The sequence below is a fragment of the Rhizobium sp. 42MFCr.1 genome (assembly GCF_000377185.1).
Taxonomy (GTDB): domain Bacteria; phylum Pseudomonadota; class Alphaproteobacteria; order Rhizobiales; family Rhizobiaceae; genus Rhizobium; species Rhizobium altiplani.
Genome location: NZ_KB897818.1, coordinates 197,419 through 223,994, shown reverse-complemented (window position 1 = coordinate 223,994; position 26,576 = coordinate 197,419). Strand labels below are relative to the sequence as shown.

Here is a 26,576-nt window from a genome sequence, read left to right as displayed (position 1 = left end):
TGCCGTGGGCGCCGACTATTCACTCTTCGGCGCGGTCTCTCCGGCCATCAGGCCAGCGAAATCGAAAAGCTTGGGATCGAGCAGATGCGACGGGTTCACATGCGCAAGCGCTCTCAGCATCGTATCCTTGCGGCCCGGCATACGCCGCTCGATATCGGCGAGCATGTCCTTCATCGCATTGCGCTGCAGCCCGTCCTGGGAGCCGCAAAGATCGCATGGAATAATCGGGAACTGCATGGCAGCCGCGAACTTCGCCATGTCGTCTTCCGCGCAATAGGCGAGCGGGCGCAGCACCACGAGGTTGCCCTCGTCATTGAGCAATTTGGCCGGCATCGAAGCGAGCCGCCCGCCATGGAAAAAGTTCATAAAGAAGGTTTCGAGAATATCCTCGCGGTGGTGGCCGAGCACCAATGCGTCACAGCCCTCCTCCTTGGCAATCCGATAAAGATTGCCGCGACGCAGGCGCGAACAGAGCGAGCAATAGGTCGCTCCTTCAGGAACCTTCTCCTTCACGATGGAGTACGTGTCGCGATACTCGATGCGGTGCTTGACGCCGACCTTGGTGAGATATTCAGGCAGGATATGCTTTGGGAAGTTCGGCTGGCCCTGGTCGAGATTGCAGGCGATCAGTTCCACCGGCAGAAGACCGCGCCACTGCAGGTCGAGAAGAAGGGCGAGCAATCCATAAGAGTCCTTGCCGCCGGAGAGACCGATCAGCCAACGCGTCTGCCCCTTCAGCATTGCAAAATCGTCGAATGCCTGTCTGACGTTCCGCAACAGCCGCTTGCGCAGCTTGTTGAACGACACCGAACCAGGAGCTTCGGCAAAGAGCGCGTGCGCGATCGCCCCATCCGCGTTCGGCGTTTCCAGCTCATCGGCAATGTTGGCTGCGATGTTCATTTTCTCGTCCAATCAGACTCTGCCTCCGCCTTAGCAGAAAGCGTCACGACAACCCAGCATCAATCGCCGAAAACAGACCAGCCAGTGCGGGCCGCCAGCATTTCGAGCGCGACAGCACCGAGCTGCGAGTTGCCGACCTCGTTGAGCCCCGGCGACCACACCGCAATCGAGGCAATGCCGGGCGCCACTGCAAAAATACCACCGCCGACACCACTCTTGCCGGGGAGACCGACGTGATAGGCAAAGTCGCCGGAACCGTCATAGTGGCCGCATGTCAGCATCAGCGCGTTGATACGTCGCGCCCGCTTCGGCGACACAACGGAGTGGCCAGTCATCGGATTGCTGCCGCGTGCGGCCAGAAACAGCCCGGCCTTCGCCAGCTGCTCGCAGGTCATCGACAGGGCGCACTGGTGAAAATAGACGCCAAGCACGTGTTCGACTGGGTGATCGAGGTTGCGATAGGCCCGCATGAAGTTTGCGAGCGCGAAATTGCGGTAGCCCGTCTGTGTCTCGGACCTTGCAACGCGATCATCGATGGTGACCGACTCGTCATCGGCGAGGTAGCGGACGAAGCGCAGCAACTCACCAATAGCCTCGCGTGGCGCATGGCCGGCCATGACAACATCGGTCACGGCAATTGCCCCCGCGTTGATGAAGGGATTGCGTGGAATGCCCTGCTCGTGCTCGAGCTGGACGATCGAGTTGAACGCCGAGCCCGAAGGCTCGCGGCCGACCCGCTTCCACAGTCCCTCGCCGACCTTGCCGAGTGCAAGCGTCAGCATGAAAACCTTCGAGATGCTCTGGATGGAGAACGGGACATCGGCATTGCCGACGCTGTAGACCTTGCCATCCACGGTGACGACCGCTAGGCCGAACTGGTTTGGGTCGACCTTGGCGAGTTCCGGAATGTAGTCCGCAACCTTGCCCTCGCCGATACGGGGGGTCAGCTCCTTGTGGATGCTATCGAGAACTGCCTGCAAGTCCGTCATCGTATCTCCCCAGATAACAAAAAAGCCGCCCCAGGAGGCGGCTTTTCCGTATGCGAAAACGCCTCGCGATTAACGCGAATAGAATTCGACCACCAGATGCGGCTCCATGACGACCGGATACGGTACGTCGCCGAGCGCCGGAACACGAGCGAAGGTAGCAACCATCTTGTTATGGTCAGCTTCGATGTAGTCCGGAACGTCGCGTTCAGCCAAGCCAACAGATTCCAGAACGGAAACGAGCTGCTTCGACTTCTGACGAATTTCGATGACGTCGCCAGCCTTGCAACGGTAAGAACCGATGTTTACGCGGACGCCGTTCACGGTCACGTGGCCGTGGTTGACGAACTGGCGAGCAGCGAAAACGGTCGGAACGAACTTGGCGCGATAAACGATCGCGTCAAGACGAGACTCCAGAAGACCGATCAGGTTTTCCGAGGTATCGCCCTTGCGGCGGTCGGCTTCAGCGAAGATCGCGCGGAACTGCTTCTCGCGCAGGTCACCGTAGTAACCCTTCAGCTTCTGCTTGGCGCGCAGCTGCACACCGAAGTCAGAGAGCTTGCCCTTGCGGCGCTGACCGTGCTGGCCCGGGCCGTATTCGCGGCGGTTCACCGGGGACTTAGGACGGCCCCAGATGTTTTCGCCCATACGGCGGTCAATCTTGTACTTGGACGATTCGCGCTTGCTCATCGTATTTCCTTTCAGAAAGTTAGAACGGTCTGTTGCCAAACCGCGTGAAGGAAACACGCCCTCCTTTGATCTTCTTTCGAGGATCCGACAGGATCATCCCATTACGCGAACAGGACAAATCCACGGGACATGTCAAATGAAACACCGGACATCTCTGCCCGGTGCTGGGGCGGTCTTTAGGGCGAAGTCGCTGGAATGTCAATCACAATTCCACGTTTTCGCCCGTGGCATTCGCCGACGCGGCCTACTTCGCGCTGGCCGTCTCGGTCTTTAGGCCGAGCGCGTCGCTGATCGTATAGAACAGATCCGTCTGGTCCGTCAGGCCAGTGACATTGGCAGCGCGCGGCCCGTAAGCAGCAATGCGAAGCTGCGAGCCGGTATGGCCCTGGTCATCCGCATCGTCGGAGTTGCCGTAGCTCACGGCCATCACGGCGCCGTCCTTCGTCATCAACGCTTCCGTCAAGCCCGGAGCCTTGGCGTCGGCATCGATTATCTGGCTTGCGTGCGCATGATCGGCGGTGATGATGACGAGCGTGTCGCCGGCTTCTTGCGCAAACTTCAACGCTTCCTGAACGGCTTCATCGAGATCAACCGTTTCGCCGATCTGGCCGCACGGGTTGGCGGCATGATCCTGCTTGTCGATCGACGCTCCCTCGATCTGCAGGAAGAAGCCCTTCTCGTTCGTCCTGAGCAGTTCGATCGCCTTGGCCGTCATCTGTGCCAACGTCGGGGTTGCCGACGTGCGCTTCTCGTTGGGCTTGCAGACGACCGGCTCCTTCTCGACATTGCCGTAATGGCTGGCCTTCGGGCCTTCCCAGCGAACCGGCATATTGCCCTCGGCAAACAGGCCGAGTACCGGCGCACTGTCGTTCGCCTGCTTAACGGCCTGGAGCTCGTCAAGGTTCGAGACGATCTTGTAGCCTCGTTCCTCCGCCTGCTGGCGAAGCGTCTTGTCCTTCCATTCGCCGGCCTTGGCGGTCTCGCCGAAGCTCTTTGCGCCCCCGCCGAGTGTCACGTCGGGGCGCGTATCCAGCAACTGCTCGCTGATCGAACCTTTGCCGCCGTTTTCAAGCGCGTTCGTCGGGCACTTCTCTGTGGTGGATGCCGGGCTGTAGCACTTACGCTGGGTCACGTGCGCGATCTGCACGGCTGGCGTTGCATCCTGCAGTTCGGCTGTCGAGACATTGCCTGTGCCAAGACCGGCAGCCTTTGCCTTTTCGATCAGCGTTTCGTGGCTCTTCTCATGAATGTCGACGCCGATCGCGCCGTTATAGGACTTCACGCCCGTCGCCCAAGCGGTGCCCGAGGCAGCAGAGTCGGTCACATAGGTCGGCTTGCCCGTCTTCTTTTCGAGCGAATAATGCGTGTATTGCCCGGTGACCGGAAGCGCATCGATGCCCTTGAAATACTGGCCCGCGCCGACCGCATAGTTGCGTGCGATGGTGATCTCGGAGTCGCCCATGCCGTCGCCGATCAGGAGGATGACGTTCTTCGGGCGGGTATCGATGAGCGCGGCGCGATAAGCCTCGGTGATGTCGCCGGAAAGGCGGCGTGCGCCACCGGGAGCGCTGAGATCGGCGCTTGCCGCACGTTCCAGAAGCTTGTTCGCCGCATCATCTGCATAGCCAGGCTGAACGGCAACGGTTGCAAGCAGGCCGCCGACGACAAGGCGCAGCAGCTGGTGACGAACGTTGTTTCTCATGACCGAGATCTCCTTTTGATAATCCGCATCGACCGCACGGGTCGCGCGCCTTATCCACCACCCGAATGAAGCTCTTGTGACAAAAGCAACTGCTTCGTGTGACATTAGGGATCGAGTATAAACCGGGTACATTGTCCGCGCGCTATTTGCCGTCAATTCGGCCGTCATTCCGCTGCGGAGCGCACCTCATCCACATCAGGCGCATTGGCATCGCCGGGAGCCGTCTGGCAACTCATGTCGGGGAAAGCGACGATGCGCTTGCCGGCGAAGTCCGTGTGCACGACCACAGTCCCCTGCTCCTCGAAATAGCCAAGTAGACGTCTCGCACGCCGGGCCGAGTGGGTGCCGTAAGCGCGCGCAATCCGCGCATCCGAGGGGCATGGTTCGCCACAAATTGCCGCTTTTGCCAACATCAGGAAAACACCCTGAAGATCGTCGGTGACGCCAGAAGAGAGCGACAACGCCATTCCCCAGGCCTCGGTTTCTGCGGTCGCCGCACCTACGCCGGAACGCGAAATCGCCACGCGGCGTCGGAACTCCGACAAAGACATCGGAGCGCCTGGAACCCGGCGCATGCGAAGTCGCACCAGGAACTCCTGGTAAAGCACGGAATCCGTTCGGAATCCGGAGCTCGGATCGTCCAGTATTTCGTTGAGCACCGCCGTCAGCCGCTCCTCCCGTTCCTCGACCGACAGCTCGGGCTGAGGCGCACGCGTCTCCGAAACCGGAGCCGAGGCAGCAGGAGCTGATCGCGACAACTCCGCGAGAATATCGGTGGTCGGCCGTGGTGCGGGCGCGGCGCGCCGAACGATCGGCCGCTGAAATTCTTCCGGATCCGGGGTGAAGATCAGGTCTTCGACGTCCTGCGGTGCGTCCGGCAGCGGCATGAGCTTGGGGCTCGACGAACGCGCCGAGGTCTCGACATTACCGATCTGGATCGGCAGCGGGCGGCGGGACAAGGCCGGCCCAAGCGCAACGAAATTGCCACGCTTCAGGTCGCGGAACATTTCCGCCTGCCTGCGATCCATCCCGAGCAGATCGGCAGCACGCGCCATGTCGATGTCGAGGAAGGTGCGCCCCATCAGAAAGTTCGAGGCTTCCGCGGCCACGTTCTTGGCAAGCTTTGCTAGGCGCTGCGTCGCGATCACGCCGGCAAGACCGCGCTTGCGGCCGCGGCACATCAGGTTCGTCATGGCGCCAAGCGACATCTTGCGGGCATCTTCCGAGACGTCGCCGCCGACCGAAGGCGCAAACATCTGCGCCTCGTCGACCACGACGAGAACCGGATACCAGTATTCGCGGTCGGCATCGAACATGCCGTTGAGGAAAGCGGCTGCGGCGCGCATCTGCTGCTCGATATCGAGACCCTCGAGGCTCAGAACGCAGGAGACGCGATGCTGGCGGATACGATTGGCAATACCGGCCAATTCGGCCTCGGTGCGCTCGCCGTCGACGACGACGTGGCCGAACTTGTCCGACAGTGTGACGAAATCACCTTCGGGATCAATGATGACCTGCTGCACCCACTGCGCTGATTGCTCCAGCAGACGGCGGAGCAGATGCGACTTGCCGGAGCCGGAATTGCCCTGCACCAGAAGACGGGTAGCCAGAAGCTCTTCGATATCGAGCGTGGCCGGATTGCCTCCCGACGCCGATCCCATATCGATACCAACCTGCAATGTTACATTCCTCTTTCAATCAAACACGGCGTCCTAGCAGGTTTGGCCGTGTCTTTGGCAACACGCCCGCGCAAACCCACAGAAGAAAAACGTCAGAAACTTGCCTTCAACATTCGCGTAAAGGCCAGGCTGACCGCGAGAGGTACCAGCAAGACCGCCAATCCGACCCGTAGCCCTGATACCTCCGCGATAAAACCGATCAGAGGCGGTCCAATCAGAAAGCCGGTCAGTGCCATGAAGGATAGGATCGCGACATTGGCGGCCGCCGGTCGATCCCTGAGGCTTGCCGCCGCGGTAACAGCCAGCGGAAAGCCGACCGACACACCGATCCCAACCAGTGCAAAGCCCGCCAGCGTCACCAGGCTATGCCAGGCAAAGACGACCATGAGCATGCCCACCAGCGAAGCCGCGCCGCAGCCCCGGGCCAGTGAAATCGCCCCGAGCCGCTGTTTCAGACGGTCGCCGCTGAAACGGCCCGCCGCCACCATCATGGCGAAAATCGTATATCCGATACCGGTCATCATGCCGTCGGTCTGAAACACATCCTTGAGATAGACGGCAGACCAGTCGGCGATCGCTCCTTCGGTCATCGTAATCCCGAAGACGAAGGCGCAGATGCCGAGAAGCGCGCTGCTTGGCAGCTTGAACGGCATATGCGGCGGAGCCGCGCCAGCTTCGCGATCGGGCGGCAGGCGGAGACTTGCCACTATGGCAAACGGCAAAACGACGAAGGCTGCCGCCATGATCGCCCATTCGGCCGGCACGGCAATCGCCACCATTCCCGAACCAAGCAGGCTGCCGGCCATGATGCCTAGGCTCCAGAAGCCATGGCACCGGTTCATAATTACAGAGCCGGTATCCTTCTCAGCACGATCGGCTTCGACATTCAACCCAAGCTCCAGCGTCGACATGGCAACGCCAAGGAGGGCAAGCGCGATGAACAATTCAACCGGCGTCCGGGAGAAGGCCGGAAGGCAGACAATCACCGAGAAAACTACAAATCCTGCGATGACGGTGGTTTTGCCGCCGATGCGCGACACCACTCGTCCGGCGACAGGCAGCGTCGTGAGGATGCCGACCGGCATGCCGAGCAGCGCCAGCGCAAGATCAGCAGGACCGAGCCCCAGACGAGCCTGGATTTCGGGAATGCGCGGCAACCAGCTGCCAAATGCAATCGGTTGCAGGAAGAAGATAGCCATAACAAGTTTTTGGAAAGACATGCGGAGCCTGGCGGGATCGATGCGAATCACAACCCTTAGTTTGCGCAGTCATCAGGTCTTGCGAAAGCCCCTATCGCATCAACGTTCGACGCGATTGCGCGGGAACCGCCTGACCAGCCGGTCAGCCCTGCAAGCAGCCCATCAAGCCTTGAGACCAAAACCCTGCATCAGCCGCCTCGTCGCAAAATCGGGATTGCCTGAGGTGAAAACCGCAAAGTCGAAATTATCGGGATGCACGGCATCGGCGACATGCGGCACGAGGCTGCGGGCACGCCGGGCAATTGCCTCAGCGGGATCGAGCCAATCTACCGGCCAGGGCGCAAGTCGACGGAAGACGTTCGCCATGAAGGGATAGTGCGTGCAGGCAAGCACGACGATATCGGTCTTCGATCCGTCTTTCTCCACGAAGCATTGATCTATCTCGGAAAGAACAGCCTCATCCGACACCACATCACCGCGGATATAGGCCTCGGCCATTCGGGCCAGATTTTCGGACCCGACCAGACGCACATGGCACTGCTGCGCGAAGGACTGGATCAGGTCGCGCGTATAGGCCCGCTTGACCGTACCCGGCGTTGCCAACACGGAGACAAGCCCCGAGCGTGTCCGCTCGGCGGCCGGCTTGATCGCCGGTACCGTGCCGACGAAGGTCATCTGCGGAAACGCCGCACGCAGATCGGTGCCAACAAGCGTAAAGGCCGTGTTGCAGGCGATGATGCAGACTTCGGGATCATGCTCGTCAAGCAGCTTGGCGAAAAGACCAATGATCCGTTCCTTCAGTGCTTGCTCTTCCCAGCCGCCATAGGGAAAGCCGGCATCGTCAGCAATGTAGATGAAGCCGCGCTCCGGCATCAGCACGCGCGCTTCCCGCAATACGGTCAGCCCTCCGATACCGGAATCGAAGACCAGAACCGGTTTCAGCTCATTCAGCGCTGCTGTCATCTTCCGACTGTTCCTTGACGTCGACGGGCGGCCGCCTCCCGCGCGGATATTTCCGCGAGAAGCGGTCGAGGGAGGAGATTACGCCGCGCAACACGCTGATTTCCTGCTCCGTGAACGCGCGACGGGAAAGGACTGCCCTGAGGTTGTCTACCATTTTCGGCTTTTTCGCGGGCGGATGGAAATAATTGCGTGCATCCAGCGCTTCTTCCAACTGGTCGTAGAGACCGAACAATTGTTCCTTCGTGGATTGCGTCTGCGACATCGCCTGGAAGGGAACGGATCCGACATCCTCCATGCCCGACTTCATCCACTCGTAGGACATCAGCAATACCGCCTGGGCGATGTTGAGCGACGCAAAGGCAGGATTGACCGGGAAGGTGACGATCTCGTCGGCCAGCGCAACCTCCTCGTTCGTGAGTCCCCAGCGCTCGCGGCCGAACAGGATGCCGCTGCCCTCGCCTGCCTGGAATTTGGCGCGCAGCGTTTGCGCCGCCACGACGGGCGACCGTACGGGCTTGAAGCCATCGCGCTCACGCGCTGTCGTTGCGTAAACGAAGTTCAGGTCGGCGATAGCTTGCTCGAGTGTGTCGTAGACCTTGGTGCCCTCGATGACGTGGTCGGCCTTCGAGGCGGCGGCCTGTGCCTTCTCGTTCGGCCAACCGTCACGCGGATTGACGAGCCTCAGTACCGAGAGGCCGAAATTCGCCATGGCCCGCGCGACCATCCCAATGTTCTCCCCCATTTGGGGTTCGACGAGAATGATTACCGGACCTTCCGTGAGAAGTTGCCGCTCGCTGTTCGTGCCTGCCATGACGCTGGATCCTTTTGCTACGGGCGGAATAGCCAAGCCGGGCCGAAACGGCAAGGGTCAACCATTCGGGTAGAGGCGATCGAGCGTCGAGCCGATCATCTCGACCCCAAGGCGCGCACCCGCATGCGACAGCGGCAAATGCCGTTCCGGTGCACTGCTGGCCTTTTGGTCGACGAAGAAGCAGTCAGACTGGCGCTTTGCGAGAAGCGTCGCACGCTCACGTTCAGCATCGATCAGTTTCATGCCATCGTTGTCACACGCGCTCCTGTCGAAATCCTTCGCCAGGATTCGCGCCCAATAGGTCGCCGCAAGAAAGATCGCGAGCGTCTGCCGTATGTGTCCTGGCCTGGTGACAACCGACCAGGTCGAACCGAGTGGGCGGGCAGCTGCAGCTATGTCCCGGTAAGCCGCATCGAGCTTCTGCGAAAGAGCGATCAGCGCGTTCGTTGCTTCGCCCGCCGCTGCGGCAGAAAGCAGCTCTTCCAATGCCGAAAACCACGTCGCCAGCGCCGTATTGAGCGCGCTGCGTGTTCGCGCAGGAAAAACGACGAAGGCAATGAACGTGCCCGCCGCAGCCCCAAGCATTGTTTCTTCGACGCGCAGCAACAGCAGGTCGACTGTCAGCGATCCCGTCATGCCATAGACTAGGCAAAGCGCAATCGATACGAAGAAGGTCATTATCGCGTAGGATGTCTGAAGAAAATAGAAGGCCAGAAAGATGGCAATCGTGGTGATTACTAGGGCAACCGCCATATGCCCCGTCAGGGCTGTTGCGAGAAACAAGCCCATCGCAATCCCGAACAGCGTCCCAAGCGAGCGTTGCAGGGCCTTCATCGCCGTATCACCACGCGAATTCGTGTTGGTGAACACCAGGAAGGATGCAAGCACTGCCCAGAACCAACGTTCGCGTGACAGCATCAGCCCGAGGGTCATTGCGATTGCCGATGCCAGCGTAATCTGCAGGGCCGCGCGGATCAGGGGATTGGCCAGCGAGAAGTCGATCTTCGCGGGAGCAGCAGTCGCTTCGGTTACAGCCCAGACTTCGGCAAATCCTGTCGAATAGCCCTTCTCGATCGTTTCCGAGAGGAGCACTCGCGCCTCTCCCAGCCGGATCAAGGACCGAGCCGTCTTGGCCTGCAGATCATCCGATTTCTTCGCCTCCACCAGAACGGGATCGCCCTCGATGACGGCATGAACGAGAGCGAACGGCGGCAAGCTCTGCGAGCTCAGCACAATCGCACTCTCCGCGGCAAGGTGGACGTCGAACAGTCGGATCGCCAGGATTGCCGCAGGCTCGGTACCATCAAACACGCCGGACGGCGGCCGCGGGATGAACCCCTCGGCCATCAGAACGACTTCCTTCAGGCGGATTTCCAACTGCTCTAATTTGTGCGCATCCCTCGCCGTCATTCGCCCAACGGAGGCGAGCGTCGCGATCTTGAACAGGATCTGGTTGATGCGGCCGCGCACACTTTCGAGTGAGCGCAAGAGATCCGGGCGCCAATCATCGGGGAGGACAAGAGAGCGCACGACATGCCCGATCAATGCCGGGACGATGGGCCCCATTGCAATCAGCGGAAGCTCACCAAGCGGGGGGCGGAAATAGGCACCCATGAAATAGGAGGTGAAGGCGAACATGCCGATTGCGTGTCCGCGTGGCCCGAACACTCGCCCGGCAGCAGCAAGAAAGATGATGATGAGAAAGGCCACATCCGAAACGATGCGATTTGATTCCAGGGCCGCGGCAAGGCCGACGACACAGACACTTGCGGCACAGCCGAGCAAGCGTGTCACGAGTTGCGGTGCGCTCCCCTTGTCCTTTACCGCGACGCCACCCTCGATCGACAGGACAAGCCCCAACCCATACGCAGCGGTCGGAAGCGGAAGCAGCAGCCTGTCGATTGCCAATAGCACCCCGAACGAGAGCGCCATTGTCAGCGTCACCCGCGACGCCATTCGCAAGCGCGAGAGCGCCGGGTCGTTGGCGAGAAGCCAGTCGCGGAAATCAAAACCGGAAAGCAAGCAGCCCTGGCCTCTCATTCAGCCCCCGACAGCCAATGGCCGAGGGAATTTCTCGACACACCGAGGACGGCCCCATCACCCGAAGCGACCGCCCTTCAACAACGAAAACGTAGCACACAGGCTTCGTTGGAAAAATGCAGTCCGCGCTTCACTGACCTTTGGCGATCTGCACCATCGTATTCTTGAGCGAGTTCGCCGGTTGCCCGGGATCGCCCTCGGTGACGATGTCGTCGATAACAGGCTTGCCGGCTTCTTCAAGCATCTCGAATCGAACGGTCGTCACCGCCTCCTTGTCCGATCCGTCGTCCATGCAGGTCGCCTTCTTGAAGGTGACGACGACCTCCGTCGCGCCACCGGCGGTCGGCTTCGGCTCATAGGTCAAATCTTCGAGTGGACACGCATCCTCACCATTCACGATCACATCGTAGTCGAAGGGCGAGACACCATCTTCGTCAGCAGCCGGGTTCTGGATCGCTGCCTGGTATTTCGTCACGAAATCCTTGCTGTAAAGCCGCGATAGCTTGCCCGGATCAAAGATGTCGATCCAGTCGCTATCTGCGCCCGACCAGTTCTTGATCGTCGCATCCATGATCTCCTTCACAGGCGCGGTAACGTCGGCGGCAAGCATCGGCGAGGTCGAACCGAGCAGGATCGCGAGGACAAGGGGAATCTTCTTCATGGCGAATATCCGGGCAATGGTTTTGCGCCGGAGACTAGCCATTTTCCTCCGCTTGGCAATGGCCGCAAAAACGCCGCCGCATCCTGCTTCCGGCTTTGCACTCCCGGTCCACAATGCTATAGCGCTCGGGATTTTTATATCACCCACCTGGGACGTCGGTCCCTTCCAAGCTTAACGAGGCAGATACATGAAGAAGATCAAGGTCGCCAATCCCGTCGCCGATCTCGACGGCGATGAAATGACTCGCATCATTTGGCAGCTCATCAAGGATAAGCTGATCCATCCGTATCTCGACCTCGAGATCGATTACTTCGATCTTTCCGTTGAAAACCGCGACGCCACAAATGACCAGGTGACGATCGACGCCGCCAACGCCATCAAGAAGCACGGCGTCGGCATCAAGTGCGCGACAATCACGCCGGATGAGGCACGCGTCAAGGAATTCAACCTCAAGCAGATGTGGAAGAGCCCGAACGGCACGATCCGCAACATCCTCGGCGGCGTCATCTTCCGCGAGCCGATCATCTGCAAGAACGTTCCGCGCCTGGTTCCCGGCTGGACGCAGCCGATCGTCGTTGGCCGTCATGCCTTCGGTGACCAATACCGCGCGACCGACTTCAAATTCCCGGGCAAGGGCAAGCTGACCATCAAGTTCGTCGGAGAAGACGGGCAGGTCATCGAAAAGGAAGTCTTCGACGCCCCCGGCGCCGGCGTTGCCATGGCCATGTACAACCTCGACGAGTCGATCCGCGAATTCGCCCGCGCTTCGATGATGTACGGCCTGATGCGCAAGTGGCCGGTCTACCTGTCGACCAAGAACACCATCCTCAAGGCCTATGACGGCCGCTTCAAGGACATCTTCGAGGAAGTCTACGAGACCGAGTTCAAGGACCAGTTCAAGGAAATCGGCATCACCTACGAGCACCGCCTGATCGACGACATGGTCGCTTCGGCGCTGAAGTGGTCCGGCGGCTATGTCTGGGCATGCAAGAACTACGACGGCGACGTCCAGTCGGACACGGTTGCCCAGGGCTTCGGTTCGCTCGGCCTGATGACCTCCGTTCTGCTTACGCCGGATGGCAAGACGGTCGAAGCCGAAGCCGCACACGGCACGGTTACCCGCCACTACCGCCAGCACCAGAAGGGCCAGGAAACCTCGACGAACTCAATCGCCTCGATCTTCGCCTGGACCCGCGGCCTCGCCCATCGTGCCAAGCTCGACGACAATGCGGAACTCGCAAAGTTCGCAGCGACGCTCGAAAAGGTTTGCGTCGACACCGTCGAAGCCGGCTTCATGACCAAGGACCTGGCGCTGCTCATCGGTCCGGATCAGCCGTGGCTCTCCACGACTGCCTTCCTCGACAAGATCGATCAGAACCTGCAGAAGGCGATGGCGTAAGCCAAGACCAATATCCGAATGGACGGCGGGGATTTCCCCGCCGTTTTCGTTTCAAGGACAAGCAAAGGGAACAAGAGGATGACCATAACAATCCGTCCGCTGCAACCATCCGACCGGGCCGCCTGGGAGCCTCTGTGGGCCGGCTACCAGCGCTTCTACGAGGTTGTTGTCCCGCCCGAGACGACGAACCTGACCTGGAGCCGATTTCAGGATCCAGGCGAAGACATGCACGCGCTTGGCGCCTTCGACGACAGCGGCCGCCTTGTCGGTATCGTTCATGCGATTTTCCACCGTTCGACCTGGCTGCCGAAATGGACCTGCTATCTTCAAGACCTCTATGTCGACGACACGCAGCGCGGTCTCGGCACAGGTGCGGCTCTCATCGATGCCGTGGCGGATCTTGCCCGCGCGAATGGGGCTGGCCGGCTCTACTGGATGACGCATGAAACAAACGCCACCGCCCGAAGACTCTACGACAGGATCGCCGAACGATCCGGTTTCATCCAATATCGCAAGCCGCTGTAGATAGTTAGGGCCTTTGCGCCGGACCTCTCTGTCCTATGTCCCTGATGGCGGACTTGATACGCTGCATTCAGCAAACGAGGAGGAGTTCATGGCAGACGAACTGGTATTTTATACGAACCCCATGTCGCGCGGCCGCATCGCCCGCTGGATGCTGGAAGAGACAGGCGTACCGTACAAAACAGAGATCATGACCTTCGGCGGAACGATGAAGGCGCCTGAATATCTCGCCGTCAACCCGATGGGAAAGGTCCCGGCCATCAGGCACGGAAAAACGATCGTGACTGAGTGCGCAGCGATCTGCGCCTACCTCGCTGAGACCTTCCCCGAAGCCGGGCTCGCTCCAACATCAGATGAACGCGGCAGCTACTACCGCTGGATGTTCTTTACCGCCGGACCGCTGGAGGCAGCGGCGACCAACAAGGCATTGGGCTTCGAAACGCCACCAGACAAAGCCCGGATGGCGGGATATGGCAGTTTCGCCGACGTGATGAACGCGCTTGAAGGCGCCGTCAGTGCCACACCTTACGTTGCCGGCAATCGTTTCACGGGAGCCGATGTTTACGTCGGCTCCCATATTGGCTGGGGCATGAGCACAGGTACGCTTGAAAAGCGCCCAGCGTTCCTCAACTATCTCGGCCGCATCTCCGATCGCCCGGCCTACAAGCGTGCCACCGCGATCGATGACGAAGCCATGAAGGCTGCCCAGTAGAAACAGGTCGCTCAGGCAAGCGGCATGTAAATATCGGTCAAGAGCTCGGTCGGCGGCACCTCACGTGGGTTGTTGAGGTATTCCTCAAACATCACACTGTCGCGAAGCTGCCGACCCGAGGCGGGCAACCATTCCGCATAAAGCCACTGGTAAGCCTTGTGCATGTCTGCATAAGGCCCCTTGTGACGCAGTACGGCATACTCGCCTCCGTCGAGCATCCGCGCTTCGAACGGCGCCGTCGCGACAACCTCGCCGTCCGTAGTCACACATGCGATCGAGCGCAGCTTCTCGGACGGCACGATTCGGGATCATCCAGATAAACACCGATCATCCGCATCGTCGGCTTGGCAAGCCCGCGCGCATAGAGCGTGCCGAACAAGGTCTCGAACGCCTTGCCGATCTCCATGAACGAGCCGGTGTGCGGCACTCCGAGCAATTGAATTGGCTCAATCTTCCGTAGGGTAACGTCAACATCGCTACAGTCTTTCCGTTAGGTGAGGGTTCAAAGGCTTTATGGCTTCCCTCTTTCCTGTACTGACCTGGCGGCATGCCATAGACCGATTTGAAGATACGGTTAAAAGACTGGAGGTTGGGATAACCTGATCGCTTTGCTATCTCCCCGACAGAAAGATCCGTGCGAACCATGTCCCCGGCTGCACGATGCAGCCTTAATCGCTTGACTGTCGCCGCGAGTGTCTCGCCGAAAATCGCGCGATAGATCCGATGCCAGTGGTAGCTCGACATGCAGGCGATCCCGGCAAGTTTATCCATGTCGAGTTCTTCGTCGAGATGATCGTGGATATAGGCTGATACCCGTCTGAGACGGTTCTCGTAGAGCGCCCATGCCGTTTCGCCGTTCATTGTCAAAACCTCCTGCAAATCGATCGGCTGCAGAAAACCATAGCCCGGTTTGACAAATCCTGCGGACTTTGGCGAATCCGCAAAGAAAAAGGCGGGGACCAGCCCCGCCTCTCTAAGACCTTTACAAACTTCAATTCGCTCAGCTTGCCAGTGCGACCGCAACGGCCTCAATGGCTTCATCAGCCTTCGTCCCATCCGGACCACCGGCCTGGGCCATATCGGGACGACCGCCGCCACCTTTGCCCCCAAGAGCCGCCGACGCAACGCGCACGAGATCGACGGCGCTGAACCGGCTCGTCAGGTCCGGGGTCACGGCAACCACTGCGCTCGCCTTGCCGTCTTCGGCGACGCCGATCAACGCGACGACGCCGGAACCGAGGCTCGCCGTGCCATCATCGGCCAAGCCCTTGAGCTCCTTGGGATCGACGCCGGAAATTGCCTTGCCGAGGAACTTGACGCCGGCAACATCACGAACCGCATCGGCAGGGCCGCCCTGCCCTCCGCCCATCGCAAGCTTGCGTTTGGCATCGGCCAGCTCACGCTCGAGCTTCCGGCGTTCGTCCACCAGCGCCTCAACGCGAGCAAGAACATCCGCCGGCTGCACCTTCAGCGACGTTGCGAGCGATTTGACGCGCTCGTCCTGCTCCGCCAGGTATTCGCGCGCAGATTCGCCGGTGACCGCCTCGATACGACGCACGCCGGCGCCTACCGCGCTTTCGCCAAGAATGCGGATCAGCCCGATCTGCCCCGTCGCGCCGACATGCGTGCCGCCGCAAAGTTCGATCGAATAGGCCTTGCCGGCCTTTGCGCCACGCACGCCCTGGCCCATGGCCACAACGCGAACTTCGTCACCGTATTTCTCGCCGAACAGCGCCATTGCGCCTTCCGCGATCGCGTCATCGACGCTCATCAGGCGGGTCGTGACCGGCGAATTCTGCAACACGATCTCGTTCGCCATGTCCTCGACGACCTTCAGCTCGTCGGCCGTCATCGGCTTTGGATGAGAAACGTCGAAGCGCAGGCGCTCGGGCGCAACCAGCGAGCCCTTCTGAGCCACATGCGTGCCCAACACTTCGCGCAGCGCCTCGTGCAGCAAGTGGGTGGCGGAGTGGTTCGCGCGCAGACGCGAACGGCGCGCATGGTCGACCGTCAACGCAACCGGCTCGCCGGCCTTCACTGTGCCCTCGACAACAGTGCCGATGTGGACGAAGAGGCCCTCGCCCTTCTTCTGGGTGTCGGTGATTTCAACCTTCGCGGTATCGGAGGTGATGACACCGGTATCGCCCATCTGGCCGCCGGACTCGCCGTAGAACGGCGTTTGGTTGACGACGATCTGAACCTTGTCGCCGGCCGACGCAGCATCGACCGCGGCACCGTCCTTCACGATGGCCTGAACAACGCCTTCGGCGGTCTCAGTGTCGTAGCCGAGGAACTCGGACGCGCCGTGCTTTTCCTTGAGTTCAAACCAAATCGTCTCGGTAGCCTTGTCGCCGGAGCCGGCCCAGTGCGAGCGCGCCTCGGCCTTCTGGCGTTCCATGGCGTCCGTAAAGCCTGATATGTCGACGCCGATTTCGCGGGCGCGCAGCGCATCCTGCGTCAGATCGAGTGGGAAGCCATAGGTGTCGTAAAGCTTGAACGCGGTTTCGCCGTCGAGCATGTCGCCCTTGCCGAGCGTCGTCGTTGCATCGGAAAGCAGTGAAAGACCACGCTCCAGCGTCTTGCGGAAGCGAGTTTCCTCCAGCTTCAGCGTCTCGGAGATCAGCGATTCCGCACGCACCAGCTCCGGATAGGCGCGACCCATCTCCTGAACGAGTGTCGGCAACAGCTTCCAGATCATCGGTTCCTTGGCACCCAGGAGCTCGGCGTGGCGCATTGCGCGGCGCATGATGCGGCGAAGCACGTAGCCGCGGCCTTCGTTGGACGGCAACACGCCATCGGCAATCAGGAACGCAGAGGAGCGCAGGTGGTCGGCGATGACACGGTGGCTCGCACGGCGCTCGCCCTCGGCCCTTACACCCGTGACCTCCTCGGAAGCCTCGATCAGGGCACGGAACAGGTCAATGTCGTAGTTATCGTGCTTGCCCTGCAGAACTGCCGCGACGCGCTCCAGTCCCATACCGGTATCGATCGACGGACGCGGAAGGTCGATGCGCTCTTCCTTCGTGACCTGCTCGTACTGCATGAAGACGAGGTTCCAGATCTCGATGAAGCGGTCACCATCTTCCTCCGGCGAACCGGGAGGGCCGCCCCAGATATGAGCGCCGTGGTCGTAGAAGATTTCCGAGCATGGGCCGCACGGGCCGGTATCACCCATCGCCCAGAAATTGTCGCTGGTGGGAATACGGATGATCTTCTCGTCCGGCAGGCCTGCGATCTTCTTCCAGAGGTTAAAGGCCTCATCATCCGTGTGATAGACGGTGACCAGCAGCCGCTTGGCGTCGAGCGCAAATTCCTTGGTGATCAGGTTCCAGGCAAGTTCGATCGCCCGCTCCTTGAAGTAATCGCCGAATGAGAAGTTGCCGAGCATCTCGAAGAAGGTGTGGTGGCGTGCGGTGTAGCCAACGTTATCAAGGTCGTTATGCTTGCCGCCGGCGCGGACGCACTTCTGCGCGGTCGAGGCCGTCTTGTATGGACGCTGCTCCAGACCGGTGAAAACGTTCTTGAACTGCACCATGCCGGCATTGGTGAACATCAGCGTCGGATCGTTGCGCGGAACCAACGGGCTCGACGGAACGATTTCGTGGCCGTTCTTCTTGAAGTAGTCGAGGAAGGTCGACCGGATATCATTCACACCGCTCATGCTATGCCCTTCAATGCTGCCGGAAGGCAGGTCAAAACTTAAATCCAGTGGCTTTTATCGCTCGCCTTAACCACTGTCCAGCAGACAAACAAAACCGGCCGCAATCTCATTAGGAATGCGACCGGTTTGAACTCTGGGAAACCGTCAGGCAAATCAGCCGTCTGCAGCCTCGTCGCCGTCATTTGCATCAGGGCCGCCATTCTGCAGGAAGCGGTCCGCAATCAGGCCAGCATTCTGACGAAGCGCCGTCTCGATCTCGCGCAGGAGATCCGGATTGTCACGCAGGAACAGCTTCGCATTTTCGCGGCCCTGGCCAAGACGCTGGCTATTATAGGAGAACCAGGCCCCTGATTTCTCGACGATACCCGCCTTGACGCCAAGGTCGACCAGTTCGCCGGTCTTCGAAACGCCTTCACCATACATGATGTCGAATTCGACCTGCTTGAAGGGAGGCGCCATCTTGTTCTTGACGACCTTGACGCGCGTCTGGTTGCCGATGACCTCTTCCCGCTCCTTGACTGCACCGATACGACGGATGTCGAGGCGAACGGACGCATAGAATTTCAGCGCGTTGCCGCCGGTCGTCGTTTCCGGCGAACCGAACATGACACCAATCTTCATGCGGATCTGGTTGATGAAGATGACCATGGTGTTGGACTTCGAAATCGAAGCCGTCAGCTTGCGCAGCGCCTGGCTCATCAGGCGCGCCTGAAGGCCCGGCAGATTGTCGCCCATTTCGCCTTCGATTTCGGCACGCGGCGTCAGCGCAGCAACCGAGTCGACGACAAGAACGTCGACAGCGCCGGAACGCACCAGCGTATCGGTGATCTCGAGCGCCTGCTCGCCAGTATCCGGCTGCGAGATCAGGAGGTTCTGCAGATCGACACCGAGCTTGCGGGCGTAAACCGGGTCAAGCGCGTGTTCCGCATCGACGAAGGCACAGATGCCACCCTTCTTCTGCGATTCAGCTATCGTCTGCAGCGCCAGCGTCGTCTTACCCGAGCTTTCTGGTCCGTAAATCTCAATGATACGGCCCTTTGGAAGGCCGCCGATGCCGAGCGCGATATCCAACCCGAGAGAACCTGTCGAAACCGTTTCGATCTCGACGACGTTCTCGTTCGAGCCGAGCTTCATGATTGAGCCCTTGCCGAACGACCGCTCGATCTGTGAGAGTGCCGCTTCAAGTGCCTTGCTTTTGTCCACCGATTTGTCCTCTACAAGCCGCAATGTATTCTGTGACATTCGATCCACCTTTAGGTTATTGAAGCCGCTCAAGCAATGTCGCCAGCGATGGCGATTTTGTACCGCATTTGTTCTCATTGCGCAAGTTGCGCGCAAATAATTGAAACAAAAAGGTAAATTTGCCAGTGTTCTACATTTGTTTTCGTGATGGAAAGCAACGGCTTAGATATAGCGCTCTGGTCGCCAGCCGACCAGCGGCGGCAGGACGATTCGTATCTTTCGACCGTGCGGGACGATGAAATGAAGCGGAAGATTCTTGTCCTCGGCGGAGCCCACATCGACAGGCGCGGACGCATCTCAGGCGACACCGTGCCAGGCGCCAGCAATCCAGGCTCATGGTTTGAGGAGCCGGGCGGCGGCGGCTTCAATGCGGCGCGCAACCTTGCCAGGTTGGGCTTCGATGTGACGATGATTTCACCGCGTGGCGGCGATCCGATCGGCGAGATGGTCGGCGAGGCGGCCGACTTCGCTGGGGTTCATGATCGCCCCTTCATTTTCCTGGATCGGAAGACGCCGAGTTACACCGCAATCATCGAGAACGACGGAAACCTCGTGATTGCGCTTGCCGACATGGATCTCTATCGGATGTTCGTGCCGCGGCGCCTTTCGATCCGTGCCGTACGTGACGCCTTTGCCGCCACCGATTTCATTCTCATTGATGCCAACCTGCCGGCAGAGACGCTGGCATCGATCGTCGAGCGCGCAAAAGCTCTCGGCAAGCCGGTGGGCGCGATCGCCATCTCGCCCGCGAAGGCCCTCAAGCTCAAACCATGCATCGAAGGGATCGACTATCTTTTCCTCAACGAGGCCGAGGCTGCCGCATTGACCGGCGAGCGCCCAAACGATCCCGCGCACTGGCCGTCACTGCTGGGTGACATCGGTTTACGCGGTGGCGTCGTCACCCGCGGCCAACGCGAGCTGATCGCCTTCGCGGATCGCCATGTTGTTGCCCAGCAGCCGGCAAACCTCGAAGATGTCGCGGATGTCACCGGTGCGGGTGACTCGCTTGCAGCCGGCGTTATCTCCGGATTGATGCGTGGAATTTCCTTAGCCGATGCCATCAGGGAGGGCGCCGCGGCCGCGGCACTTACCGTACAATCGCCGCATGCCGTCAATGAAAACCTCTCCCCAGATCTCGTGAGGGAGACACTTTCCCTTGTTCCGCCGGCGAGAATTCTGCATTGAAGGCAATACCGATGAAATGGAAGCGACAATGACGAAACCGATCTCCCCCCTCCTGCCGATCGCCTACTCCAAGGAAGTCGCAAGCGCCAAGCAGCGCGGCGCGCCGATCGTGGCGCTTGAATCGACCATCATCACCCATGGCATGCCCTACCCTGGCAACATCGAGATGGCCCGCAGCGTCGAGGCGCTCATTCGTGAGCAGGGCGCGGTCCCAGCCACCATCGCGGTCATTCACGGTACGCTGCATATCGGCCTCGAATCCGACCAGTTGGAGCAACTGGCGCAGGCCAAGGACGTCCTCAAGGTTTCGCGCGCCGATCTCGCCTTTGCGATCGCCGAGCGCCGTCACGGCGCAACGACCGTCGCAGCAACGATGATCGCCGCCGAGTGTGCCGGCATCAAGGTCTTTGCAACGGGTGGCATCGGTGGCGTCCACCGCGGCGCGGAAGAAAGCTTCGATATCTCCGCTGACCTCGAGGAACTCGGCCGCACCAGCGTCATCGTCGTTTGCGCCGGCGCCAAGGCGATCCTCGATATACCGAAGACCCTTGAAGTCCTGGAGACCGCGGGCGTGCCTGTCGTCACCTACGAGAGCGAGGAATTCCCGGCCTTCTGGTCACGCTCGTCCGGATTGCGCAGTCCGCTGACGCTGAACAGCCCGGCTGCCATCGCCAACTTCCAGACTGTACGCGAGCAGCTCGGCATTGACGGCGGCATGCTCATTGCCAATCCGGTGCCGGAGGCAGACGAGATCCCCCGCGAGGAAATGGAAATCTATATCGAGCGCGCCCTCGACAGCGCCGAGCGCGACGAAATCAGCGGCAAGGAAGTAACCCCTTACCTGCTCAGCACGATCTTCGACCTGACCGACGGCCAGAGCCTAAAGACCAACATTGCGTTGGTGGAAAACAATGCTCGACTCGCGGCAGAAATTGCCGTCGCGCTGGCTGGCTGAGTTTGAAAAAGGGGCGCTGCGGCACGCTGCGGCGCCCCTTAACTGTCCAGCGTCTCCTTGACGACGACGGCAAGCTGCTTGAGGGAGAACGGCTTCGGCAGGAAGCCGAACTTGGAATCCGGCGGCAGGTTGCGGGCAAACGCGTCTTCGGCATAGCCTGAAACGAAGATGAATTTCAGGTTCGGATAGTTCTTTCGCAGTTCGCGCAGCAGCGATGGACCATCCATCTCCGGCATCACGACATCCGAAACGACGATGTCGACCTTACCCTCGAGCTCGTCCATGATATCGAGCGCCTCGATGCCGGACCCGGCCTCGTAAACCGTATAGCCGCGCGTCTCAAGCATGCGCTTGCCGCCGCGACGCACCGCTTCCTCATCCTCGACCAGCAGGATCACAGCCGAGCCTGTCAGATCCTCGGGCTGCTCCACCGCGGCGGGCGCCTGTTCCGCAGGTGTGCCGATAGTAGGCGTGACGGCATCGCCTTCCGCGGCAACCGCTGGCTCGACAATGTGGCGCGGCAGGAAGACGCGGAACGTCGTGCCTTTGCCAACTTCCGACTCCGGCTGAATGTAGCCGCCCGATTGCTTGACGATGCCGTAAACCATCGCGAGGCCAAGGCCCGTTCCCTTGCCCACTTCCTTCGTCGTGAAGAAGGGTTCGAAAATCTTGTCCATGATCTCAGGCGCAATGCCGGTCCCGTTGTCCGAGACCTCGATGAGGACCATGTCCTCATGCGGCATGTAGGAATAGTTGAAAGCCGCCACCTCTGCCGCCGTCACGTTCTTCGTGCGAAGCGTCAGCTTCCCGCCCTGCGGCATCGCATCTCGCGCGTTGACGCAGAGGTTTATCAGCACCTGCTCGAACTGCGACAGGTCGGTCTTCACAGGCCAGAGATCACGGCCATACTCGACGTCGAGCTTTACGTTGGTACCGGACAGCAGGCGATCGACCAGCATCCTGAGGTCGCCAACCACATCGGTGAGATTGAGCACCGTCGGCCGCATCGTCTGCTTGCGCGAGAACGCCAGCAGCTGCCGCACGAGCACGGCCGCGCGATTGGCGTTGCGCTTGATTTCCATCAGATCCGCAAAGCCAGGGTCCGCCGGCCGGGCCTGCAGCAGCAGATGATCGGAGGACAGCAGGATCGCGGTCAGGACATTGTTGAAGTCGTGCGCGATCCCGCCCGCGAGTGTGCCGACCGCATTCATCTTCTGCGTCTGCGCCATCTGCGCTTCGAGCGCCTTCTGCTCAGTCACCTCGACGGCATAGACGATCGCCGCCTCTTCCGGCGTCTCGTCGCTCTGGTCGATCACCGCGTTGACGTAGAAGCGGAAATGGCGTGCTTCATCGGTTGGCGTGCGCGAGTCGATCGGCGGGATATCGCCCTGGCGGTCCTTCGCCGCCGCGAGCGCCTGCTGCAGTTTGGATTTGTCGCTGTCCTGCACAATGACTTCGAGCAGCGCGCCGTTCTCGACATCATCTCGGGAAACGATACCCGAAAACAGCTTCAGGAATGGGGCATTGGTTCGCAGGATCCTGCCTGCCCCATCCACCGAGGCAATCGCCATCGGCGTGTTGTTGAAAAAGCGGGTGAATCGCATCGCGGCGGCCGAGGCGGACTGATCGTTCTCGCCGCTCTTCTGCCGCGTCAGTACGATCGACCGGCTCTCTCCAGGAGCGCCATCGCGCATCGACGTCACGCTGTGGACGATCTGCGCCGGCAGGCTCTGGCCGTTCATCTTCTTCAAGTCGAGATCGAGCGTCACCGTCTTTTTCAGGCCCGGATCGGCCTGCACCGACTGAATAAGCGCAAGCCCCTCGCCCGCGACAAAATCGCCGATCGTGACCGAACCCGGAACGAACTTGGTAAGATCGATGCCAAGCCATTCCGCCAGCGTTGCGTTGAGGTAGAAGATCTCTCCCTTGCGGCCGGCCGAAAAGAACCCGGCTGGTGCGTGGTCGAGATAGTCGATCGCATTCTGCAGTTCCTTGAAGAACCGCTCCTGATCGTCGCGCTCGGAGGTAATGTCGCTGATCTGCCAAATGTGGAGCGGCTTGCGTCCGATCTCCTCGCTCTGCAGGGTCCGTGCTTTCAGGCGGTACCAATGCGCTCCGGAACCGTTTGTGGAGGGGCCCAGGGACCGCAGCAGGCGGAATTCTTCGCTCCCCTCCCGGCCTTCGCGAAGCCCGTTGGAAAGGCGATAGAGCGCCTCGTTCGATTCCCGATGACGCGACAGCAGCGCTTCGAGCGTCTGAACTTCCGTCGACTTGCGAGCGCCCGTCAACTCGCCATAGGCCGCGTTCGCATAAACGATACGGCCTTTGTCGTCGGTGATGAGAGAGCCGTCGGGGTGACTGTTCAAAAATGCCCGCGCCAGGCTGTCGGACTGCCGCTGCGGCATGACTTCGATAAAGCCGATCACCGACGACACGAGGAAGAAGATCCCGACCATGGCAAGCACGCCGAGAACGCCGAGCACCATTTCGTTGTCGAGAGAACTCTTGAAAACGACGAACGCCGCGGCTGCGCCGATGAGCACAAGGGCGAGCAGGATGATCCGCAAAGCCGTTCCCGTGCGGCCCCCGCGGTCCAAGAGCGGTTCGCTATAATCGTCGGCCTGACGCGGTCTCGTCATCTATTCCCTCGCATGGCCTGCCGGGCTTCACTCGTAACAAGGAGACAAAGCAGGAATCAGGCGCCTTTTCCTTCTTACCAATTTGCGGTCTCCGCAAAAACACTGCTCTCTGTGAAGACTGATTGAATTCACAACGAAGAGCGCCAATTTCGCCATTAAAATGCGTTGTTAAGAAAGCATGTTCGAATTCCACTTCGGGTTGGCATGACTGGACAAGGCCATCACGACTTGTCTACGAAGTGGTAAAAGTCGCCATGTGGTTCAAAACCGCGAAGGGAGTAAGCCAAGATGTTCGATGATCTCATGGGAGCCTATGGGAGCCGCTTCCTTCTCGCCGCCGGCGGCGTTGGCATAGCTCTATTACTGCTGATCGTCGTGCTCTGGTTCATGCGTAACCGCGCACCTTCGCCCTTCCTTCGGGGGGGCCGCAACCGCCAACCACGGCTGCAGGTCCTCGATGCAGCCGCCGTCGATGCGCGCCGCCGCCTCGTCCTCGTCCGTCGGGATGACGTCGAGCATCTGATCATGATCGGCGGGCCGACCGATATCGTCATCGAGAGCAGGATTGGTGAGGCCACCGACAAGTCCGCACCGGTCGAGGCAACTGCTCAACCAGCCCCAGCCCTGGTGGCGCCGGCTCCCGCCCCTATCGCGCCACCACAGCTCGAGGCAGCGCCAGAGCCGCCGGCGCCCGTTCACATCGTACCGACCGAATCCCAGTATGTGCCCCCGGTCCGCGGTCATACGCCATCCGAACCCTACGTGCCCGAACGTGCGCCGATCGAAGCCAGGCCAGAACCGGTCATGGTTGCGACTCCCGCCTCGCCTGCGCCCGTCATCGCCGAACGTGAGCGTGCCCCACGCCCAGCGCCGTCTTTCGACCCGCGTCCTGAACCGCGACCGGCACCAGCCCCGATCGAAGCCTCGGCCGCGGCAGACATCCTCGATTCCGCCCGTCAACGCGTGTTGCCGCAGCAGCGTATCGAGCCGCAGGTGACGCAGCCTTCCGTCCGGAGCACTCCCGCGCCCGCACAGCCGTCATCGGCGTTCGTCGAGGTCGGCACGCTGGCGCCTGCCGCGCAGCCGAGCGACTTCCAGCGCATTCTCGAAGAGGAAATGACGAGCACGCTTGCCGCCGAGCGTATTGTGCCGACGCCACAGGCGCCCGCCGCAAAACCCGGTCCGGCGTCAGGCAACCAGCCTCGCCGCGATCCTGAAATGGCGCCGCTCACCGGCGCGGATGCCGCTCTTCAAAACGAAGTCGCACGCATTTTCGGCGAGATGAGCGTTAACCGCGACAAGTAGCGGATCAACCGAACAAAACAAAAAGGGCACCACGGTTTGCGTCGCGGTGCCCTTTTTGTTGTCGGTATGTAGGGACTTATTCGTCCCGGTAGACTTTTTCCCGCCGCTCGTGCCGCTCTTGAGCCTCGATAGACAGCGTCGCAATCGGTCGAGCATCAAGCCGCTTGAGCCCGATCGGCTCTCCGGTCTCCTCGCAATAGCCGTAGGTGCCGTCTTCGATACGTTGCAGTGCTGCGTCGATCTTGGAAATCAGCTTTCTCTGGCGATCGCGGGCGCGCAGTTCGATGGCCCGGTCGGTTTCGGACGATGCCCTGTCAGCAAGATCCGGGTGGTTTGCGCTTTCCTCGGCCAAGTGGTCGAGGGTTTCGCGCGCCTCTCTGAGGATGTCATTCTTCCAGGCGACCAGCTTGGCTCTGAAGTAAGCCCGCTGATTGCCGTTCATGAACTCTTCCTCTTCCGAGGGTACGTAGTTGCTAAGATCGATCTTCTCACTCAACGCGATTCTCCTGAAGCAGATCTCATGTGGCGGGTGTATATCGCGAGCACTACTGGTGATTCAAGCCAAATACGCTAGGTAAACAGTTTTTTAAATCTGTCATATTTTTGAGCTAACAGACTATTTTCTCATCACTATTCCCCCGAACGCCTATTCGCCTCCCGGTAACTCCGCACTTTCCTACCCGGATTTGGCCGCAACACCTGGCGCTGCGGTTGACGTGCGTGCCGCCGACCCGCTACTGAAAAAGTCCCTTCGACGTGGATTTTCCTATGGCTGCAATCACGCCTCCACCCTCCCGGATCTATCTGCTGCGGCATGCCGAAGCCGCTTGGGCAACACCCGGGCAGCGTGATTTCGACCGTCCCCTGAACGCGAAAGGCTATGCAGACGCCGAGCTCATCGCCGACAAAGCGGCGGACAAGGGGTACCGGCCGGATCTGCTTCTGAGCTCGACGGCAGCGCGTTGCCGCGATACTGCCGACGCGGTGCATCGGGCCATGGGCTCCACGCTCGAGCTTCGATTCGTCGATGAACTCTACAATGCATCGCCTGATATCTACCTCGAGATCATCGACGCCCAGGAGGCGCTCGGCTCTGTCATGCTTGTCGGCCACAATCCGACCATGGAGCAGACGCTTGAAGCGCTGATCGGTCACGAGGCGCTCCATCAGGCACTGCCGACAGGCTTTCCGACTGCCGGACTTGCGGTTTTGGACTATGACAGCGAGTTGACAGGCTGGCAGCTCGTTGATTTCGTGATCGACTAAGGTCTTTTCGCGGAACGTCTTTTCGCGTCGATCTGCCCTTCCTATATGGCTTGTCACGA

21 protein-coding genes and 1 pseudogene are annotated in these 26,576 nt (G+C 60.3%); 7 read left to right on the top strand and 15 right to left on the bottom strand.

Features of this window, described 5'->3' with window-relative positions; genetic code table 11:
- Positions 1–15: 15 nt before the first annotated feature.
- The 10 genes from ttcA to C934_RS0101055 form a co-directional block, all read right to left on the bottom strand.
- The gene (gene ttcA / locus C934_RS0101100; protein WP_018854868.1) at positions 16–900 is read right to left on the bottom strand and encodes a tRNA 2-thiocytidine(32) synthetase TtcA; all 885 of its coding nucleotides are present in this window, start codon (positions 898–900) and stop codon (positions 16–18) included.
- A gap of 59 nt (positions 901–959) precedes the next feature.
- A complete protein-coding gene (locus C934_RS0101095; RefSeq protein WP_018854867.1) occupies positions 960–1,889 on the bottom strand; it encodes a glutaminase in 930 nt (309 codons plus the stop codon).
- A 69-nt stretch (positions 1,890–1,958) separates the two neighbouring features.
- Positions 1,959–2,576: a 30S ribosomal protein S4 gene (gene rpsD, locus C934_RS0101090; RefSeq protein WP_018854866.1), complete on the bottom strand. Its 618-nt coding sequence runs from the start codon at positions 2,574–2,576 to the stop codon at positions 1,959–1,961.
- 244 nt (positions 2,577–2,820) lie between these two features.
- Positions 2,821–4,278, bottom strand: coding sequence for an alkaline phosphatase (gene phoA, locus C934_RS0101085; RefSeq protein ID WP_018854865.1), 1,458 nt, complete (start codon positions 4,276–4,278; stop codon positions 2,821–2,823).
- Between the two features lie 164 nt (positions 4,279–4,442).
- The gene (locus tag C934_RS0101080) at positions 4,443–5,957 is read right to left on the bottom strand and encodes an ATP-binding protein (RefSeq protein ID WP_018854864.1); all 1,515 of its coding nucleotides are present in this window, start codon (positions 5,955–5,957) and stop codon (positions 4,443–4,445) included.
- Between the two features lie 92 nt (positions 5,958–6,049).
- On the bottom strand, positions 6,050–7,177 hold the full coding sequence (locus C934_RS0101075) for an MFS transporter (RefSeq protein ID WP_026371476.1): 1,128 nt from the start codon (positions 7,175–7,177) through the stop codon (positions 6,050–6,052).
- 141 nt (positions 7,178–7,318) lie between these two features.
- Positions 7,319–8,119 carry a glutamate racemase gene (gene murI / locus C934_RS0101070; RefSeq protein ID WP_018854862.1) on the bottom strand — a complete coding sequence of 267 codons (801 nt, stop codon included), beginning with the start codon at positions 8,117–8,119 and terminating at the stop codon, positions 7,319–7,321.
- Positions 8,100–8,930: an RNA methyltransferase gene (locus C934_RS0101065; RefSeq protein WP_018854861.1), complete on the bottom strand. Its 831-nt coding sequence runs from the start codon at positions 8,928–8,930 to the stop codon at positions 8,100–8,102. The genes murI and C934_RS0101065 overlap by 20 nt, the downstream gene beginning before the upstream one ends.
- Positions 8,931–8,987: 57 nt before the next feature.
- Positions 8,988–10,970, bottom strand: a complete 1,983-nt coding sequence (locus C934_RS0101060) for an FUSC family protein (RefSeq protein ID WP_018854860.1) — start codon at positions 10,968–10,970, stop codon at positions 8,988–8,990.
- A gap of 130 nt (positions 10,971–11,100) precedes the next feature.
- Positions 11,101–11,631, bottom strand: coding sequence for a hypothetical protein (locus C934_RS0101055; protein ID WP_018854859.1), 531 nt, complete (start codon positions 11,629–11,631; stop codon positions 11,101–11,103).
- 187 nt (positions 11,632–11,818) lie between these two features.
- On the opposite strand from C934_RS0101055, the gene C934_RS0101050 reads away from it, so the two are divergent.
- From C934_RS0101050 to C934_RS0101040, 3 genes are all read left to right on the top strand, one after another.
- Positions 11,819–13,030 (top strand): NADP-dependent isocitrate dehydrogenase, encoded by a 1,212-nt coding sequence (locus C934_RS0101050; protein ID WP_018854858.1) that lies wholly within the window; start codon positions 11,819–11,821, stop codon positions 13,028–13,030.
- A 78-nt stretch (positions 13,031–13,108) separates the two neighbouring features.
- Positions 13,109–13,555 (top strand): GNAT family N-acetyltransferase, encoded by a 447-nt coding sequence (locus C934_RS0101045; protein ID WP_018854857.1) that lies wholly within the window; start codon positions 13,109–13,111, stop codon positions 13,553–13,555.
- An 88-nt stretch (positions 13,556–13,643) separates the two neighbouring features.
- Complete coding sequence (locus tag C934_RS0101040; RefSeq protein WP_018854856.1) at positions 13,644–14,264, top strand: glutathione S-transferase family protein; 621 nt, start codon at positions 13,644–13,646, stop codon at positions 14,262–14,264.
- An 11-nt stretch (positions 14,265–14,275) separates the two neighbouring features.
- Here the strand turns inward: C934_RS0101040 and C934_RS31525 are convergent.
- The 3 genes and pseudogenes from C934_RS31525 to recA all read right to left on the bottom strand — a co-directional run bounded on the left by C934_RS31525 (position 14,276) and on the right by recA (position 19,167).
- Positions 14,276–15,125: pseudogene (locus tag C934_RS31525) on the bottom strand (AraC family transcriptional regulator).
- A gap of 139 nt (positions 15,126–15,264) precedes the next feature.
- On the bottom strand, positions 15,265–17,925 hold the full coding sequence (gene alaS / locus C934_RS0101025; RefSeq protein WP_018854855.1) for an alanine--tRNA ligase: 2,661 nt from the start codon (positions 17,923–17,925) through the stop codon (positions 15,265–15,267).
- Positions 17,926–18,078: 153 nt separating this feature from the next.
- The gene (gene recA, locus C934_RS0101020; RefSeq protein WP_016554154.1) at positions 18,079–19,167 is read right to left on the bottom strand and encodes a recombinase RecA; all 1,089 of its coding nucleotides are present in this window, start codon (positions 19,165–19,167) and stop codon (positions 18,079–18,081) included.
- A 240-nt stretch (positions 19,168–19,407) separates the two neighbouring features.
- Here recA and C934_RS0101015 point away from each other — a divergent pair, with 240 nt between their 5' ends.
- Positions 19,408–20,352, top strand: coding sequence for a carbohydrate kinase family protein (locus C934_RS0101015; protein WP_026371473.1), 945 nt, complete (start codon positions 19,408–19,410; stop codon positions 20,350–20,352).
- A gap of 28 nt (positions 20,353–20,380) precedes the next feature.
- Positions 20,381–21,307 carry a pseudouridine-5'-phosphate glycosidase gene (locus C934_RS0101010; protein WP_026371472.1) on the top strand — a complete coding sequence of 309 codons (927 nt, stop codon included), beginning with the start codon at positions 20,381–20,383 and terminating at the stop codon, positions 21,305–21,307.
- A gap of 38 nt (positions 21,308–21,345) precedes the next feature.
- On the opposite strand, the gene cckA is transcribed toward C934_RS0101010, so the two are convergent.
- A complete protein-coding gene (gene cckA, locus C934_RS0101005; protein WP_018854851.1) occupies positions 21,346–23,946 on the bottom strand; it encodes a cell cycle histidine kinase CckA in 2,601 nt (866 codons plus the stop codon).
- Positions 23,947–24,234: 288 nt separating this feature from the next.
- On the opposite strand from cckA, the gene C934_RS0101000 reads away from it, so the two are divergent.
- Complete coding sequence (locus C934_RS0101000; protein ID WP_018854850.1) at positions 24,235–25,251, top strand: flagellar biosynthetic protein FliO; 1,017 nt, start codon at positions 24,235–24,237, stop codon at positions 25,249–25,251.
- Positions 25,252–25,327: 76 nt separating this feature from the next.
- Here the strand turns inward: C934_RS0101000 and dksA are convergent, their stop codons facing one another.
- Positions 25,328–25,747, bottom strand: a complete 420-nt coding sequence (dksA, locus tag C934_RS0100995; RefSeq protein WP_007532954.1) for an RNA polymerase-binding protein DksA — start codon at positions 25,745–25,747, stop codon at positions 25,328–25,330.
- A gap of 272 nt (positions 25,748–26,019) precedes the next feature.
- Between dksA and C934_RS0100990 the strand changes: the two genes are divergently transcribed.
- Entirely contained in the window at positions 26,020–26,517 is a 498-nt protein-coding gene (locus C934_RS0100990) for a SixA phosphatase family protein (protein WP_018854849.1), read from the top strand.
- Positions 26,518–26,576: the final 59 nt, after the last annotated feature.

What these genes read in the sequence shown, in the direction of transcription:
- C934_RS0101050 (WP_018854858.1), top strand. Translation starts at nt 11,819, where the DNA reads ATGAAGAAGATCAAGGTCGCCAATCCCGTCGCCGATCTCGACGGCGAT.
- cckA (WP_018854851.1), bottom strand. Translation starts at nt 23,946, where the DNA reads ATGACGAGACCGCGTCAGGCCGACGATTATAGCGAACCGCTCTTGGAC.
- rpsD (WP_018854866.1), bottom strand. Translation starts at nt 2,576, where the DNA reads ATGAGCAAGCGCGAATCGTCCAAGTACAAGATTGACCGCCGTATGGGC.
- murI (WP_018854862.1), bottom strand. Translation starts at nt 8,119, where the DNA reads ATGACAGCAGCGCTGAATGAGCTGAAACCGGTTCTGGTCTTCGATTCC.
- C934_RS0101045 (WP_018854857.1), top strand. Translation starts at nt 13,109, where the DNA reads ATGACCATAACAATCCGTCCGCTGCAACCATCCGACCGGGCCGCCTGG.
- C934_RS0101040 (WP_018854856.1), top strand. Translation starts at nt 13,644, where the DNA reads ATGGCAGACGAACTGGTATTTTATACGAACCCCATGTCGCGCGGCCGC.
- C934_RS0101055 (WP_018854859.1), bottom strand. Translation starts at nt 11,631, where the DNA reads ATGAAGAAGATTCCCCTTGTCCTCGCGATCCTGCTCGGTTCGACCTCG.
- alaS (WP_018854855.1), bottom strand. Translation starts at nt 17,925, where the DNA reads ATGAGCGGTGTGAATGATATCCGGTCGACCTTCCTCGACTACTTCAAG.
- C934_RS0101065 (WP_018854861.1), bottom strand. Translation starts at nt 8,930, where the DNA reads ATGGCAGGCACGAACAGCGAGCGGCAACTTCTCACGGAAGGTCCGGTA.
- C934_RS0101060 (WP_018854860.1), bottom strand. Translation starts at nt 10,970, where the DNA reads ATGAGAGGCCAGGGCTGCTTGCTTTCCGGTTTTGATTTCCGCGACTGG.
- C934_RS0101010 (WP_026371472.1), top strand. Translation starts at nt 20,381, where the DNA reads ATGACGAAACCGATCTCCCCCCTCCTGCCGATCGCCTACTCCAAGGAA.
- C934_RS0101095 (WP_018854867.1), bottom strand. Translation starts at nt 1,889, where the DNA reads ATGACGGACTTGCAGGCAGTTCTCGATAGCATCCACAAGGAGCTGACC.
- recA (WP_016554154.1), bottom strand. Translation starts at nt 19,167, where the DNA reads ATGTCACAGAATACATTGCGGCTTGTAGAGGACAAATCGGTGGACAAA.
- ttcA (WP_018854868.1), bottom strand. Translation starts at nt 900, where the DNA reads ATGAACATCGCAGCCAACATTGCCGATGAGCTGGAAACGCCGAACGCG.
- C934_RS0101075 (WP_026371476.1), bottom strand. Translation starts at nt 7,177, where the DNA reads ATGTCTTTCCAAAAACTTGTTATGGCTATCTTCTTCCTGCAACCGATT.
- C934_RS0101015 (WP_026371473.1), top strand. Translation starts at nt 19,408, where the DNA reads ATGAAGCGGAAGATTCTTGTCCTCGGCGGAGCCCACATCGACAGGCGC.
- C934_RS0101000 (WP_018854850.1), top strand. Translation starts at nt 24,235, where the DNA reads ATGTTCGATGATCTCATGGGAGCCTATGGGAGCCGCTTCCTTCTCGCC.
- C934_RS0100990 (WP_018854849.1), top strand. Translation starts at nt 26,020, where the DNA reads ATGGCTGCAATCACGCCTCCACCCTCCCGGATCTATCTGCTGCGGCAT.
- phoA (WP_018854865.1), bottom strand. Translation starts at nt 4,278, where the DNA reads ATGAGAAACAACGTTCGTCACCAGCTGCTGCGCCTTGTCGTCGGCGGC.